The 16872-nt window shown below is 44.5% G+C and carries 6 protein-coding genes; 5 read left to right on the top strand and 1 reads right to left on the bottom strand.

The genetic code is table 11. The annotated features are described in order from the left end of the window. The first annotated feature begins 161 nt into the window (after positions 1–161). From DWW70_RS11820 to DWW70_RS11805, 4 genes are all read left to right on the top strand, one after another. Positions 162–10223, top strand: coding sequence for an InlB B-repeat-containing protein (locus DWW70_RS11820; RefSeq protein ID WP_158576555.1), 10062 nt, complete (start codon positions 162–164; stop codon positions 10221–10223). 128 nt (positions 10224–10351) lie between these two features. Further along, positions 10352–12793, top strand: a complete 2442-nt coding sequence (locus tag DWW70_RS11815; protein ID WP_118649906.1) for a LuxR C-terminal-related transcriptional regulator — start codon at positions 10352–10354, stop codon at positions 12791–12793. A 283-nt stretch (positions 12794–13076) separates the two neighbouring features. Continuing rightward, entirely contained in the window at positions 13077–13658 is a 582-nt protein-coding gene (locus tag DWW70_RS11810; protein ID WP_004849872.1) for a xanthine phosphoribosyltransferase, read from the top strand. 35 nt (positions 13659–13693) lie between these two features. Next, positions 13694–14488, top strand: a complete 795-nt coding sequence (locus tag DWW70_RS11805; protein WP_004849874.1) for a hypothetical protein — start codon at positions 13694–13696, stop codon at positions 14486–14488. 63 nt (positions 14489–14551) lie between these two features. Here DWW70_RS11805 and DWW70_RS11800 read toward each other — a convergent pair whose 3' ends face one another. Then, the gene (locus DWW70_RS11800) at positions 14552–16300 is read right to left on the bottom strand and encodes an alpha-amylase family glycosyl hydrolase (RefSeq protein ID WP_118649905.1); all 1749 of its coding nucleotides are present in this window, start codon (positions 16298–16300) and stop codon (positions 14552–14554) included. Positions 16301–16447: 147 nt separating this feature from the next. Here DWW70_RS11800 and DWW70_RS15240 point away from each other — a divergent pair, with 147 nt between their 5' ends. Continuing rightward, positions 16448–16690 (top strand): solute carrier family 23 protein, encoded by a 243-nt coding sequence (locus DWW70_RS15240; RefSeq protein WP_015534066.1) that lies wholly within the window; start codon positions 16448–16450, stop codon positions 16688–16690. The last annotated feature ends 182 nt before the right edge of the window (positions 16691–16872 follow it).

Raw genomic sequence — 16872 nt, 5'->3', positions numbered from 1 at the left:
GCAAAAAAGTTGTTTTTACCTCCTGTTACTAGCCTTTTGGTTAGTGTACATGTAAAAACATAGCAATTATAATTGTAAATATATTATTGATATCAGAATGTGTCAGCTTAAAACGGCTGGTGCTCATGGTTAGTTTTTTAAGTGAAAGGGAGGAAGAAATTATGAGAAAGAGGGCGATAAGCTGGGCGCTGACGGCCAGTATGGTGCTATCTATGCTGTCCGGATTTATTCCCGGACAAAAAGCATACGCGGCGGACAGCTCGAAGAAAACAGGCAAGACGGTGGTCGAGACAGAGATTGACGAGAGTACATACAAAGCTCTGGGTCTCAGCACCGATATAGACAAAAGCAAAGCTGCGGTGCCGTATGACAAGGATAATATATCTACATTTGCAGAGGTGAATGAGGTATACGTTGCGGCAAACGGCAATTACAGAAACAAGTACACTGTGCGAGACGGATTTGACAGGATTGGAGATTTCAAGGACAGGACTACAAAGGTAAACAGCAGCCTTGGCAATCTGTACGGAGCGTATGGTTTCTATGATCTTGGCAAAGATAATGTGAAAGTGGAACACGGCGGATCGGGAGACAGTAACATAAGTAGCAACATGGGAAATGTTCTAAAAAAGGACAGTAATGGTTTTAACGGCCTGTATGCGACAAGCGTTGCATTTGATGGAGGCGACGGAAAAACCAACTACGTTGCGGAGCTAAGAGTACATGGAGATAAAGTATTCAGTCCAGCTGGATGGAAAAGTATTAAAACTGTCATAGACGGCAAGGAGTACCGCGGAAAGATAGATGTGAATATTTTCAAGATAGCAGCTGATGGTACAAGATATTCAATTGCTACGCTTACCCCTACTTTAAACAAGAATTCTACATATAGCGATGGACTTTTGTATTTTATCAGAAGATACCAGCAGGAGCTGGATGCGATGTTTGAGATCGAAAAGGCCGATCTGAATGGAGATGGCTTTGAAGATCTTCTCGTATACTGTGGAACTTACGAGGATAGAAATATAAACGATCAGAACATACGCTATGCCATAGTCGATGTATATTATGGCAAGGGAAACGGCAGGTTCACAAAGGGAAATAATATAAGCATACCGGGCGGGCTTGCATCTAATTATGAAAGTGGAACGGGTGGATCGTGGTGTGATTATGGCATAGGAAGAGCTCCTGTGGTAACTCTGGCCGGCGGTGATCTGGAGCAGGATGGCCGGGATGAGGCCGCGGTTGCCGTATCTGGATCAGTTCAGAATCGCAACATGGCAAAGGCAGGTCATATGACCGTCTATACATATAAAGACGGCGGACTTGTCCCTATAGAAGGTCTGAATGAAGTGTCACTTGGAGACACAGATGGCAAAAAACAGAACTACGGAATGTATGCTGCAAACTGTGCATTTGGCCGGTTTAAGTATCCTGGATCAGGAGCCATGGTCACAGGACTTATAGTTGGTGGATATTATTCGAGTAATTCTCAATATTTGCAGATGGAATATGAAGCCACGCAGGCTGCATACAGATACGTATACTACGATAGTCTGACGGATAATTATGTGTTGTCAGATTATCATACGAGAAGCCTGGGGACTAAGAGTAAAGAAATCGTGAAATATCACGAGGTTAAAAATAAAGAATATTACAGACCTGTGAATGCACCTCTGGCGCTTGCGTGTGCAGACCTTAAGGGCATGAACGGCAATAATGAAAATGACAGTGTGCTTTTTGGCGCAGAGGTATATGCTTTCTCACTGGAAGATGGCGGAATAACAGGTTCGGAGATAGGAAGCATGAGTATATGTACCGACCAGCGCAATCAGGGCAACGACAAGAAGAAAAAAGATCAGGTGTGGATCGGCGATGTCAGGGTTGGCTGTGTCGATAAGGATGCCAAGGGGAACAATTACAGACAGAGTTTTGTGTGCGTTGTGGGAGTGCACAGAGAGAAGAAACTCAATGATAAAGATGATTATTACTGGCTGGACATAGCGACATTTTCTATGGATGGCGGCAGCCCATACAGCAGTCAGGAGGGTGTAGTATGCCAGTCGAACAGCAGACAGGATATGTATGGAACATTTGTTTCACTGTGTCTTCCGGATATTGATAATGACAGTGTGCGGTTAAAGTACGAGGGAGAGTATCCGGTATACACAAATCCAGAGGTCTATGCAATCCTTCAGGCAAGTCCGTATTTTGATGATGTTCAGGAAGTATATGAATATGTAAATAACGGTGGAACATCATATTCAACAAGCAAAGGTTCATCGAACACGGTATCAACTAACCTGTCAATATCAGTTGGCGCGTATGTGTCGTCGGAGATCCAGCTCATCGGAGCAGGTGAGGTAGAGGTTGAACTTTCGTATGGAGCAAGCTTTGAATATGCAAATACAAAGACAACGGAATATGAGATAACATATAATGCCGCAGGTGGAGGTTCTGATCAGGTTGTTCTGTACTGTTTGAAATATATGTATTACGAATACTCCATATATGATCCGATTGCGAGAAAATGGGAGCCGGTGGTTATGCCGGTATGTCTCGGACCTTCAACTTCAATCATAGATGTGGCAGATTACGACAAGGTTGCAAGAAGGAGCAAGGGTCTCAACGAGATATATAATAATATTCTGAATAACACAGCGGGAGACCCTGCTACATACCAGACTCTTGGAGGTAAATTAAAGTACACCTATCAGTCAGGTGGAAATAACAATTATTCTTCTGTAAATGCCAGCTCTGGTGCAGATCAGACTCAGACGATATCTGTGACTGATGAGAACGAGTATTCGACTGAAGTGTTCCTTGAGGCGAACGAAAAGCTTGGTGCTGGAGGCGGAGGACTCGGTAATAAGGTCATTGTCGGTGTGACATCAAGCCAGCATGCGGGTCTTGGTTACACCCGTGTAAGCTCGAATGGTGTTACATACAGTGGAACGGTGGACAATGTTCCGGCAGACTGCACAGGCTTCTCATTTGACTGGCAGCTGCGGGTGAACACTGCAAAGCTGAACAGCGACAGTGATTCAGTGTTCGTCATTGGCTATGATGTTAAGAATGTTGTTCGTCCGGCGCGTATGCCGATGGGACTTTCTGTTGTCGACACAACGAGAAACAGTGTCAGTCTTGAGTGGTCACCGTCCAATGATGCAGATTACTATGAGGTCTGTATCGTTGATGCAGGAGGTAATTACAACAGCAAGGCAGTTGTGCCATATACAGTTACTGACTATGAAGTGAAGGGACTATATTCCAACAGGACTTACACATTTGCGGTGAGAGCTCTTCAGGCAAATGGTTCAAAGAGTCTGTTCAGCCGTCCGGCGACCGCGACGACACTTCAGGACAGTTCTAACTTCCATATAACAAAGAACCCTGATGATACAAATACGTTTGCCGGTGGAAATGCAGAATTTGCGGCAAATGCGGTTTATTATGATGGGGATGGAGTAAACCAGAGCGTTGGATACAACTGGCAGGTTAATACAGATAATGGATGGAGAAGCGTATCGACAGGAGGCAGCAATCCTACGCTCAGACTTACTGATGTAAGTGATGAAATGGATGGAAACGAATATCGATGCAGAGTTTATTACAACGACATCACACTCTACACCAAGACTGCGACACTCACTGTAAATAAGGCGGACAGCAAGGTCATGCTTCTGGCGCATAACGATACCCAGAATAAAGATCTGTCGGATGGCAGCGTAGTCAGGGCATCGGGCTCAGAGACTACAAAGGTGGAGAACGTGACTAAGGAGAGAAATCTTATAACAGTCACATCCGGAGTCATGGAATATATTCTTGTCAGCGACGGAACAAACTATATGTGGAAAGATAGTGACGAGAATTACTATCCATGCAGCGTAAGCGTCAAAAAGGACAGCGATGGTTACGTGGATGAATCACAGACATTTAAAGCATCTGATGTGGGCGGCACGGCATATGGTGTGAGTGAATCAGATTTCATCGCAGATATTGATGGCAATACTTACAAGCTGATCAGCGTAAATGCAGCTGATTATGCAGGTGAAAAGGTGTCATATGCATCTGATGATGTTACATATGACAGGATACTCGCAAAATGGGTATCAGAGGATGGCAGCAAGAACTTCTATCTTCTCGGAAACACATCGGGAAGTGAAGACAGTACGGTGTACTATTATGTGGCAGGTAGTGAAAGCGGAAGTTTTACTATGACTTCAAAGAAGACTCTTAATGTGTCAGATACTGTCAAGGTGGTCCAAACTGATCTCAAATCGGTATATCAGACCAAGACGGTGAGATCTGAGACCACAGGGGCAGAGGTCACATATACAGGAGACAAGATCACACTCAGCTGTCAGCCGAAATCACTGTCAGGTGAGGATGTACAGGGAGATGTGGAATTTGTCATCACAGGACCTGAGAGCAAGCGCATAGCTGGTAAGTATGACAGAGCAAATGGCTGCTATACTGCACAGTGGGAGCCATCCGGACAGGGAATATACAACGTATATGTATACTTTGCAGGAAACAAACAGTACAACGACAGTATATCTGACTCGATGGCTATATATACCTCATTTGAGGGAAAGACGAACATGAATCTGACCATGCAGGATAATGTAAGATATGGAGATTCAGTGAAGATGTCTCTGGAGAGAGTGTCATACGACAATACAGGAAAGCTTCAGGATATCACGGACGATTCAGAATACACTGTCAAGATAAAGAATAATAAGACAGGAGAATTTGAGGACACAGACAAATACGAACTTGCAAACGGCGTGTTTATGCCGAAGTCTATTGGAATGTTCCAGATAACGGCATCAAATGGCGGAGACAAGACTCAGAAGAATATAAATGTTGGAAGGGCACAGCTTGAGATAGCTGCCCAGGATACAGAGAAAAGTGTAAATGATTCTGTAAGAGAGTGCGAGGATGCGGTGATAACAGGTCTCAAGGCATGGGATACTGACATAATGCCTCAGAGAGACAGGGATTACGAGCTCGGATCAGTTGGAGTAAGTGGGCTGCTGCCGGGTATATATGATATAGATGTTGCATACGTCAAGGTGGGCGATCAGCATTCACAGGTTATGAATGAACTTGAGGAGAACTATATAATAAACCTGGTTAAAGCATCATACACACTGACAGGAAACGTGTACACAGTTACTGCCAGGCCGGCAAATACACATGGTACAGTTTCAATCAAGTACCAGCAGCCTGGAAATGAAAACAGTGACGGACTCACAGTTGACAGTGGAACAAGACTCCCTGAGAACTCAACGATCACTTTAGCTGCTACTCCTCATAAGGGATACAAGGTTAAGAGCTGGTCACTAAATGGAAAGACAGTTACGGATCCACAGTGTGGAACATCCGGTGGCAAGGCGTGCAGCGATGACCAGATCCAGATGGCTAAGCTGAAAGCAAACATGAATGTAGCAGTAAACTTTGAGCCTGTATATCACAAGCTGACATACAAGCCGGACAATGAGGCTCACGGAACACTCAAAGCAAACTATGTGACGGATGGAACAATTGGAAAATCGTTCGGTTCAGGTGCAAACATTCATATAGAACAGAAGGTAAGACTCACTGCGGTTCCGGCAGCAGGATATGTTCTGGATCATTGGACTGTTACGGGAGAAGATGGAGTTCCAGAGACCGTTCTCGCGGAAGATGGAGTGACAAATAACACATCTCTCACATATGATGCAGAGGAGATCAGCGAGGATACACTTATCACGGCATATTTTGCAGAGGCACAGAATTTCAAAATATCAGTCTCGCCTGTAACTGTTGGAAGCGATGGAAAGACTACAGTGACAACAGGTGTGGATGTCACAGTCAAGGCTCAGCGAGTTGACGGCACAGTGACTATAGAGAGCGGTGAAGACGGTATATATGAAGTCAGCCGAGGCGACAACGTAACCATTCAGGTTACAGTTCCGTCAGGACTCCTTCTCGACGGATGGTTAGCAGCAGATGGACAGGAACTTGGAACTATATCAGCGGATCTCAGGACGATGACAGTGTATGATATAGCTTCAGACCTCGATTATACAGTTAAGTACACTGCGCCGAACAGATACAAGGTGACATATGGTGCGGATGATGATGCAGCTGGTGTGGTAGATGCTGTGGCTAACGGAAGTGCAGACGCACTTGCATCCGGTGACAAGCAGCTTCAGGGAAGTGACATAGTATTTACAGCAACTCCAAATGAAGGCTATGAGATAGCATACTGGGAGGTAAATGGCGAGAAGGTTGATGCTGAGGCAGAAGGTGCTGATGCCCAGAGGTATGAACTTGAATATCTCGGCAAGGATACAAAGGTTGTCGTATACTTCTACAAACAGCCGGTTGTGTCGTGGACATCAGGAAATGACACAGAGATGACTGCAAAGTCAGGAGATTCTGATCTGGCAAATGGCGGCTGTATCGCATATGCAAGTAAGGATGATCTGAAATTCACATTTGCGGCGAAGAGAAATTATGAGATAGCTGACATAAAGGTAAATTATGCAGGAGAGGATGTATTCAGTCTTGCGGAGGACAGCGGAGAAGGAAAACTGGCTGAGACTGCGGATGCTGAGTCCGGAACAGAGAGATACACATTTACGTGGAGTGCTCCGGCAGATGGATTTACAGGGGATGTGACAGTAAATGCCACATACAAAAAGATAACACCATCCGTGAAGGCTGAGTATTCTCTGAAGGTGATAGAGAAGGCTTCTGCTGGAGAGACGTCAGGAAAGACACACGGCTCTATAAGCGCAGATGTGTCAAGAAAAAATCTTCCTTCATACATACAGATAGGAGATACCATAAGTGATGCGACGGAGAGCAAATCTGCGCAGATCACAGACATATACAGAGATTCTGTCATCACATTCAAGGTTGTGCCTGATGATGGATACAATGTAAAAGAATGGATCATAAATGGACATAAGCTGACAAGCGAGACGGAGAATATAAAGTTATATTCAGACAAGAAAGTAAATGATACCCTTAAGATCACGGTTGCCGGAGATTCATCTGATGTGACAGTTATGGCTGGTCTTGAGCTGGTTGGTGATGTACTCACATTTGGTCCTGAGACAGAGGGAACAGGTGAGGTGAGCGCCATGATCACATCTACAAAGCTGGTGCTCGAATCAGGAGATATGATAGGTGCTGCTTCATATGTGGAATTCACAGCGGCGGCTGCAGAAGGATACGAAGTTGCAGACTGGCTTGTAAATGGAATCAGTCAGGGCGTGGCAGAGAAGATATTTGCATACAAAGTGCCAAAGGATACGAGAGTTGATGTGAGGGCTGTGTTTGACAGACCTGTGTATAAGATAACATGGTCAGCGGACGGAGCCGGACAGATAGAGGCAGAGAACGTGACAGCAGATGAAGTGCTTGAAGGTAATTCTGCACAGATCAGAGGAGACAGAGAGCTTAAGTTTACGGCTATTCCGGATCTGTATATGGAGTGTACGGGATACACAGTAAAGACAGCAGAGGGAACAAAGGATTACACAGCAGAGGAGCTTGGCAGCAACGTATTTGTGGTTGACAAGGTGGCATCTGACATAGATGTTGTTGCTCACTTTGCTAAGCAGGAACTCAAGTCAGTTATAACCTTTGAGGCAAATGATGCTGCTCTTGGAGCTGTGACAGCGGTATATGGACTGGACGAGAAGGCTGAGATCACAAGTGGCGATAGCCAGGTATCCGGCGGAGATGCAGTATTTACGGCAGCTCCTGCAGATGGCCAGATGATCGAGGGCTGGTATCTTGATCCTGAGTGTACACAGGCTATAGAAGGAACTGAACTGGAGCAGACTACCTATGAGGTGAAGACTATCTACACAGATGTGGCAGTATATGTTAAGTTTGTGGAGATTCCAGAGTATACAGTTAAGGTAGGTACAACAGGAACCGGATCGGCGAAGATCACTGCATCTTCTGACGGTGAGGAACTTGAGATCGTATCAGGAGAGGTTAAGCTCAAGAGACATAAGGATCTTACAATTACAGTTGCACCGAAGGATGAATACAACACAGTTGAGCACTGGACAGTTGACGGAGCAGATGTTGATTCAGATGAACTCACATACAAGCTGACAGACATAACAAAGGATGCAGAGATATATGCATATATCGCACCATCACTTCTTGTAAATGTAATATTCAAGAATGAGGATGAAGTTAAGAAATATGACAATATAGACATCAGTACAGGTTATGTCGGCGAGGATGGAGATATAAGCGGACTTAAGCCAATAAATGCTGAGAATAACTTAGTGAGAATAGGTTCTGGCAAGGATGTAAGATTTGCCATAACACCTTCTGATGATTATATGATCCAGGCATGGACAGTTAAGTACATCAGAGGCGGAAAGGTTGTCAAGGAAGAGTCTGGCACTGACTTTGGATTTACCAACGAGATACTTTTAAATGATGTTACAAACAGCATAGAGGTAAGTGCAGAGCTTGTTGACAGAGTTGGATATGCCATTCCTGTAGAGGGAAATTATGACAGAGATAATAATCTGATAGAGACTGCAGGTGGTGAAAGCACACCGGAGACAGCTTACACTATAACAGAACTTACAAAGATACCAGACAATGTGGTATTCAAGAATGACAATGGCGTAGTTCTTGATAATATGGTAAGAGAGAACGGAGATGCGAGTGTTGTTATTACACCTGCTGAGGGCTGGAGAATCAGAGATATAATCATTGATGAACCAGAGAACGCTGAAAATTCAGAGGAGTCAGAGAATATCATGTCAGTCCAGCCAGTGCTTGCAGAGGATGGAACTGAGACAGGAGCATATCTTGTAAGTGATGTAAACGTCACAAAGAATATGGAGTTTAAAGTTGATGCAGTTAAGCTTTACTCTGTAACAATAGCAGATACAGAGCATGGAAACATAAAGGTGACAAAGCCAGATGGCACAGAGGTGGAGAACGGTGAAATGATTGACGAGAAAACTGTTCTTACATACACAGCAACACCGGATATGTACTATGACTTTGACGCATGGACAGAGGATGCGGCAGATCAGGCTGAGAGCACATTTGAAAAAGCCCTTGACGGAAGTATCACAGTGGGAGCAGCCTTCAAGGCAAGATATGCAAAGGTAAGTATTGCCACAGTGAAGAATGGTACGGTAACTGTCACAACAGCTGACGGTAAGAAGATATCTAACGGACAGCTGGTTCAGGAAGGCACAGATATCATCTGCAAGGCAATTCCTGCAAAGCATTGTGATCTGTCAGCCTGGGGCGGAGATGCCAAAGGCAAGACTGGTACTACAGTGAAACTTACGGTGACAAAGAACATGAATATAAGAGCGGCATTCAAGTTCAGGTATGTGAAGGTAGCTATTGGAAAGACTGAAAACGGATCGATCACAATCAAGACTGCAGAAGGCAAAACAGTTAAGAATGGTGCATCAGTGATCGAGGGAACGGTTCTTATCTGCACGGCAAAGGCGGCAAACAACTGTAAACTTGGAAGCTGGACAGGAAGCTTCAAGAGTACAAAAACTTCGGTAAAGGTTGCTGCAAATAAGAATATGAAAATCAATGCCAGGTTTGTAGCAAAAATACCGGCACAAAATACAGCTGGTATCAATAAGAATATCCATGCAGTAGTATCCGGAAACAAAGTGACAGTTGTGTGGGGTAAGGTTAACAAGGCTGACGGATATGATATATATGCACAGGAGTGCTATGTAAACTTTAACTCGAAAAGTCTTATTAAATCGGTAAAGGGCGCATCGGCAACCCGAGTTACAATATCCAGCATTAATGGCAAATCACTTGCTAAGTTAGATACGATCAAGCTGAGAGTAAAGGCATATAAGCTGGTAAATGGTAAGAAGAAGTATATAGACAATAGTGTCATGCTTCATATAGTTACCAATAGCAGCAAATATACCAACATCAAGAAGGTTCTGCTTCCACAGAAGAGCTACGTGTTGGGAGTTAAGCAGACGATTAAGCTTAAACCTGGATATACCAAGGCAGATGCCAGCAAGAAGGTGCTTGATGGCACACATGGTGCAAGGTATTTGTATGCATGTACAAATAAAAATGTTGCTACAGTTGATGCCAAAGGAAGAATAAAGGCAAAGGCCGCAGGAAAGTGTACGGTCTATGTAATTGCTGTAAATGGCACTACACAGGCTGTGCAGATTATAGTAAAATAAAAATAGTAGCTGCATGAGGTGCTTGATATCCGGCCCGTTGGGGCTGGATGCAGGCACCTTTGCTGATATATACAGGGTGTTGATTATCTATACCGGGATTAAAAAGTGAGAAAAGGAGATTTGTACATATGGGGAATACGGCTTCGGGTAATAAAGGCTGTTTTATAAAACCGAAAAAAGCCTGGAGGCTTCTGAAGACAGCGGATGAAGGGAATGTAACTGCATATATATTCGGGGTCAGTGGTTCGGGAAAGACGACTCTTGTCAGCAGATATCTTGGAACACGTAAGTATATGGTGGTGGATGCCGGCGGTATCAGACCGGATGACCTTGTGGTAGAAAGCAGCAACGCAAGAAAAATAATTGTCATAGATAATCTGCACGAGCTCTCATGGGGGGATGTGGACACAGTGAGGGAGCAGATCATAGAACTCATTAGAAGAGAAGACGTATGGGTTATACTCGTTGGCCGGTGTCCGGTTCCCCCATGGCTTTCTGCTGTAAGATTTCAAGAAGGATTTTATGTGGTGGACAGCAAGCTGCTTATGTTCAGTCTGGAGGATATAAAGAAGTATGCTGAATACGCTGGATTTAGTATCAATGAGGCACAAGTGCAGAGAATGTACTATGAGACTACAGGACTTCCGCTGGCTGTGGAGATGTGCCACATCAAATACATGGAAATGGCATATACAAGCGAGATAACAGATGATATGTATAATGATTTTTCGAGACGCGTTGAGGATGAGATGTGTAATTACCTTGAGTATCATGTGTATGATAACTGGGATGTGGAAATGCAGGAATTTCTCATGGAAATATCCGTGGTGGATGAGTTTACAACAAAACAGGCTGAGATGATAACCGGAAGAAGTGACAGTGAGCTTTTGATCGAGAGGGCAAAGTGGCTTGGAAACTTTATGACCAGCCGGATGGATAAGGATGGCAATACACAATATCAACTGCAGTTTCACATGAGGGTCTCTATGCGCAGACGTCTTAAGCGGAAGTACGAGAAAGAGCGTATAAGAGGCCTGTATGAGAATGCCGGACTGTTTTACAGACTTAACGGAGATATAAGGAAAGCTTTGGAGATGTATGAAAATGCAGGAGTTACAGAGCGAATAGTTTCAATACTTGTTGATAATGCCAGACATGCGGCGAACAGTGGTTATTACTATGATCTGAAAAAATATTACCTGGAACTTCCGGATTATGTCATCGAGAAAAGTCCTGAGCTTATGTGTGGTATGAGCATGCTGCAGTCACTCCTTCTAAATCCTGATGAGAGTGAAAGATGGTACGACAGACTAAAATTATATGCAGATGAAAACCAGGGAAGTGCCAGGAAAAATGCAAAGGGACTTTTGCTGTATCTGGATATTGGTCTGCCGCACAGGGGGAGTGTTGATGTATTAAAGCTTTTGAAGTCAGCATACACCATGGTTTTTAATAAAGAAGTAAGAATACAGGAATGGTCGGTTACATCCAATCTGCCATCAATGATGAATGGCGGAAAAGATTTCTGTGAGTGGAGCAAGAGGGACAGAGAGCTGGCGTCGAAGGTTGGCAGGATTGTTGAGTTTGTACTTGGAAAATACGGAAAAGGTCTTGTAAATCTTGCTTTGGCGGAGAGTTTTCTTGAAAAGAGCGGAGATAATTACGAGGTGGCAACGCTTGCGGCAAAGGGCAGAATGCAGGCGGAAGCAGGAGGAAAAATCGAGCAGTGCTTTGTTGCTGATGGTATATTGGCGTGGCTGCATTTGCAGAACGGAAAGCCACAGGAGGCTCTTGAGGTTTTGAATGGAATAGAGGGAAAGGCTGAAAAAGAGGAAGGACAAAATCTCCTTCCCAATATATATGCATTTGAGACCAGATGCAGCCTGTACAGAGGAGATAGAGCCTGTGTTACAGGTTGGATGGAAAATGCTCCGGATGAAAACGTTGAATTCAGGATATATGACAGGTTTATCTATCTAACCAAAGTGAGAGTATACCTTCAAAGCGGACGGAATGAACAGGCATATTCGCTGCTGACAAAGCTGAGATATTATGCTGAGATGATGTCCCGTACGTATATAGGGATAGAATGTAGTGTGCTGATGGCTGTAGCTTTGCAGCGATTAAAAAATGATGACTGGAAAAAGGCGATGTGCCATGCTATTGATACTGCGATGGAATATAGCTTTACAAGGGTTATATCTAGGGAAGGTGCGGCGGTGAATTCTCTTATAAATACCTGTGGATGGAAAGTCGAGAAAGATGGTGCTGACGATAAGGAGATAGCCGCAAGAAGGGCATATTTCAGACAACTGCAGAAGGAGACTGAGAGTATGACGAGATACTACCCCGGATATATGAAAGCGGGAGTGGATGATGTTCAGCTCAGTGAGACTGCTACAGCCATACTTAAATTGCAGGCAGAGGGCTTGTCTAGGCAGAAGATAGCGGACAGACTCAACATGTCGGAGGCGAATGTAAAGTATCACCTGAATCAAGTGTACAGAAAACTCGGGGTGACTGATAAGGCCGGGGCGGTCAGGGAGGCATCTAACAGGGGACTTATCTAGTGATTGTGAGATTTGCGTTCGGTGGTGGTTTACTTGAATACACCGTATGTAAAAGTTGCATATGAATGTATGCTATGAATGTACATAATTAGGGTGGAAAAACTTAGACTGTTGTTGTATTATGTCTATAATTATGATTACATACGAATCAGTAACGTCAGATTGAGATGAGGATAATTTCCGTATGGCATAAAAGTGTTGGTGAAGATGGCGTTTGGAACTTAGAGAATGAGCGAGTACGGACGGATTCGTATTTGACAGGTATTCAAGGAGGAATTACGACGTGAATTTTTTGGAAGAGAGAATAACTAAGGATGGAATAGTAAAGGAGGGCAATGTTCTCAAGGTGGATAGTTTCCTGAACCACCAGATGGATATACGTCTGTTTGATCAGATCGGTGAGGAGTTCAAGAAGAGATTTGAGGGAACAGAGATCAACAAGATCCTTACTATAGAGGCATCCGGAATAGGCATTGCCTGTGTTGTTGCCAGACATTTTGATGTGCCTGTTGTATTTGCGAAGAAGTCAAAGAGCATCAACATAGAGGGCGATGTGTATGTGGCAGAGGTAGAGTCATTTACACACAAGTGCAAGAATCAGGTCATCGTGTCCAAGAAGTTCATCAATCCTGAGGACAAGATTCTTATCATAGATGATTTCCTTGCAAATGGATGTGCGCTTCAGGGACTCATCTCCATAGTGAAGTCGGCAGGTGCCAGCGTTGAAGGAATCGGAATAGCAGTTGAGAAAGGCTTCCAGACAGGTGGTCAGGTCATCAGGAATCTAGGATATCATCTTGAGTCGCTTGCGATAGTGGACAGCATGGACGCTGCTACGGGCGAGATAAAGTTCAGGGAGCAGTAGGATCGCTGCGGGATATTTGCTGAGAGGTGGGGGATATGGGAAATAACAATTTAGAAGAAAAAAATGTTTCTATGCCTGAGAAAATTGGAGGCGTAATATTTGGCATATGGTTTGTTGCCAGTATTATAGCCGGATTTGTTGCAAGTGAGATCGGAACGGATGCTGTTATGCTTGTTGTGGGGCAGTTTTTTGCCGGGATAGTTCTTGTCATAATTCTAAAGACTCTTATTCCGATGATTAAGAAGCGAAAGCGGGGGAGCATCATCGGTATAGTGTTCATATCTGTGTTTGCCGGTGCTGCATCGGCGCTGATATGGGCGGCGTGTGCTGTGAAAGATGGCTCTTTTGCGGATAAGATAGTATTGCTCCCGGAACGGATATTGGGGAGAGAAAATTGCAATGTTGGAGCATTTTATGCAGAGATATTTGCCTGTGCATTCTTTGTGGTCAGTGCAATAACACTGCTCTCTGTGATATGTAAGAGAAAAGCGCTTGAGCGAAGATGTTCATTTACTGTGAAAGCTGTATGCCATGATGTACGTGCAGATATGAGACAGGATATGAGAGCCGGCAGAAGATATCCGGAGGCGGGAGTATTTGAATTTACATACAGGGATAAGCAGTATAAAGTGTATGAGCAGACATATGTATATGGACTGAATATAAGTAAAGGCGATGTGGTATATCTTTATATCAACCCAGAAAATCCGTACGAATTTTATCTGGAAAACAGCGGTATATTCAGCAGTCAGGCGATATGGTCAGCAGTTTTTTTGATGGTTATATCAGGTTTGATGGCCGCAGGCTGCAATTTGTTGATTTTTAGGTGAAAAAATAGCCAAGTGTATGTTCTCCAATTTGGAGAATATGCACCTGGCTGTTTCTACGTAATTTTATCTGAAACTCTTCAGCCAGTTCACAAGAGAGTCATGCCAGATGTTGTCTGTGACAGTCTTCTTCATCTGCGCATCAACAGGTCCGTTGCCTGCAAGCTTTGCCAGGATAGCAGCCTGAAGTTCAGGAACTGTCATGGATTCCGGAGACTTGCTCCAGTCAACTGTGATGGTTTCTGGATCAACCGGGGTGTTGGCAGCAGTATTCTTCTCAGTATTGGTTGTGTTTTTCTTAGCATCTGCAGATTCTGTAGCAGTCACAATGTCTTTGGATTCTTTGGATTCTATCTTTGGTTCAGCTTCCTTATTGCCTTTTGCATCGGTAGCTGTTTCAGATGCTGCTTTATCTTCTGTGTTGGTCTTAGCTTCGCTCTCAGTCTTCGTCACAACCTTAACCGGCTTTACATCCAGGTCTGTTCCCTCAGGCACCCAGATCTCTCCACTGTTTGCAGGCTGGGTTATGTTGATATGACCATCCTGTACAGATACCTTTTCGCCTGACAGGGCGCCGATGTATGCTGTGCAGTTCCCTGCTGCAAGGTGCATTCCGGCTGGGGCATCGTCGTTGTTCACTGACACGATGACACGTGTTCCGTCAAGATCCCTCGCGTATGCGAACTGTCTGTTGGTGAGCATCAGCTCATCGTAGCTGCCATATGACAGTGCAGGAACGGCCTGACGTACCTTGCCGAGTGCGGCGATGAGTGCTGTGCAAGGGTTGGTTTTTACTGAATCCTTGTAATCTTCTATATTGAGAGCTGGTCTTAAGCTGTCGTCTGAGCCATATTCCTTGCGTCCCTCAATACCAAATTCTGAACCGTAGTATATGCTAGGCACACCCGGAAGAGTGTAGAGCAATACATGTACAGGTGCAAAATGAGCCTTATTGGTAAGTTTTGTATAGATACGCTCCACATCATGGTTGTCTACGAAGTTGTAGAGCTTTAATGTTCCCATGTTCTGGAGACGTCTTACAGTGTGCGCGATTTCAAAATAGTTGTGGTCATTGTGGCCGCTGTACAGAGCCTTGTGAAGTGTGTAGTTGGTGACACTGTGAAGAGTCTCGCCGTTTACCCAGCGGCTGTAGTCGCCGTGGATGACCTCACCCATGAGCCAGAAATCCGGCTTCACTTCATTTGCTGTGCGGCGCAGTGCCTTCATGAAATCAAAATCAAGGACGTCCGCAGCGTCAAGTCTGATTCCGTCCACATCGAACTCACTCACCCAGAAACGGATCACATCGCATATATAGTCAACGACAGCAGGATTCTTCTGATTCAGCTTGACGAGAAGGTTGTAGCCTCCCCAGTTGTCGTAAGAGAAACCGTCGTTGTACTCGTTGTTGCCCCAGAAATTCACGTTGCAGTACCAGTCCTTGTACTGTGAATTCTCTCTATTTGCCTGGATGTCCTTGAATGCGAAGAAGTCACGGCCTGTGTGGTTGAACACTCCGTCGAAGATGACCTTTATTCCCTGTTCATGGCAGTAAGCCACAAATGCTGTCAGGTCCTCATTTGTTCCGAGACGGGAGTCGAGCTTCTTGTAATCTGTAGTCTCGTAGCCGTGTCCGACTGACTCAAAGAGTGGTCCGATGTACAGTGCTGAACCGCCAATCTCCTTTATATGATCCACCCATGGAAGCAGGGTGTTTAAGCGGTGAACAGGCTCACCGTAGTCGTTCTGTTTAGGGGCTCCCGTAAGTCCCAGTGGATAAATGTGATAAAAAACTGCCTCATCATACCATGCCATAGTTATCCCTCCATATTTTAGGTGCTGTCAAATACAAAGCACCCGATATTATTTGATATACGCTGTGAGCTGCAAGTGTTATCAGAAGCTGCCCACAACGTTTATATTATACTAAAAAAATTAGAAAAATGCGACAAAAAGTCATGTATGTATTGCACGACAGAGCCACAGATGCAGGAAAAAGACTCCATTGGAGTAGTGACGCTGGCGTGCTGTCTGCTCGTCCATATATTTGCAAAGTCATACTGGAAGCAGCTCTCAGTTCTGTTCGGACTTGTGGTTGGATATATAGTAGCAGTGTGCATGGGTATGGTGGATTTCTCCGCACTCAGCGGAACATCAGTCATAGCGCTCCCTCACATCATGCCATTTAAGCCGGAGTTCAACTGAAACGCGATCATATCAGTAACTTTTCCCTAAGATCGTGCAGACGGTATTTGCTGAGAACTGTGTGGCTGTTGTATTCATAGTTGCCATCATTCTGAATCTTGTGCTTCCTAAGAACATGGATGCCCACGAGGCCCCAAAGACTGAGGATGCAGAGTAAAAACCTTTCATAAGGTGTAAGTGTT

This window comes from Coprococcus sp. AF16-5, assembly GCF_003479365.1.
In the GTDB taxonomy this organism is placed as follows: Bacteria; Bacillota; Clostridia; order Lachnospirales; family Lachnospiraceae; genus Coprococcus; species Coprococcus aceti.
This window is presented reverse-complemented; position numbering and strand designations above follow the sequence as displayed.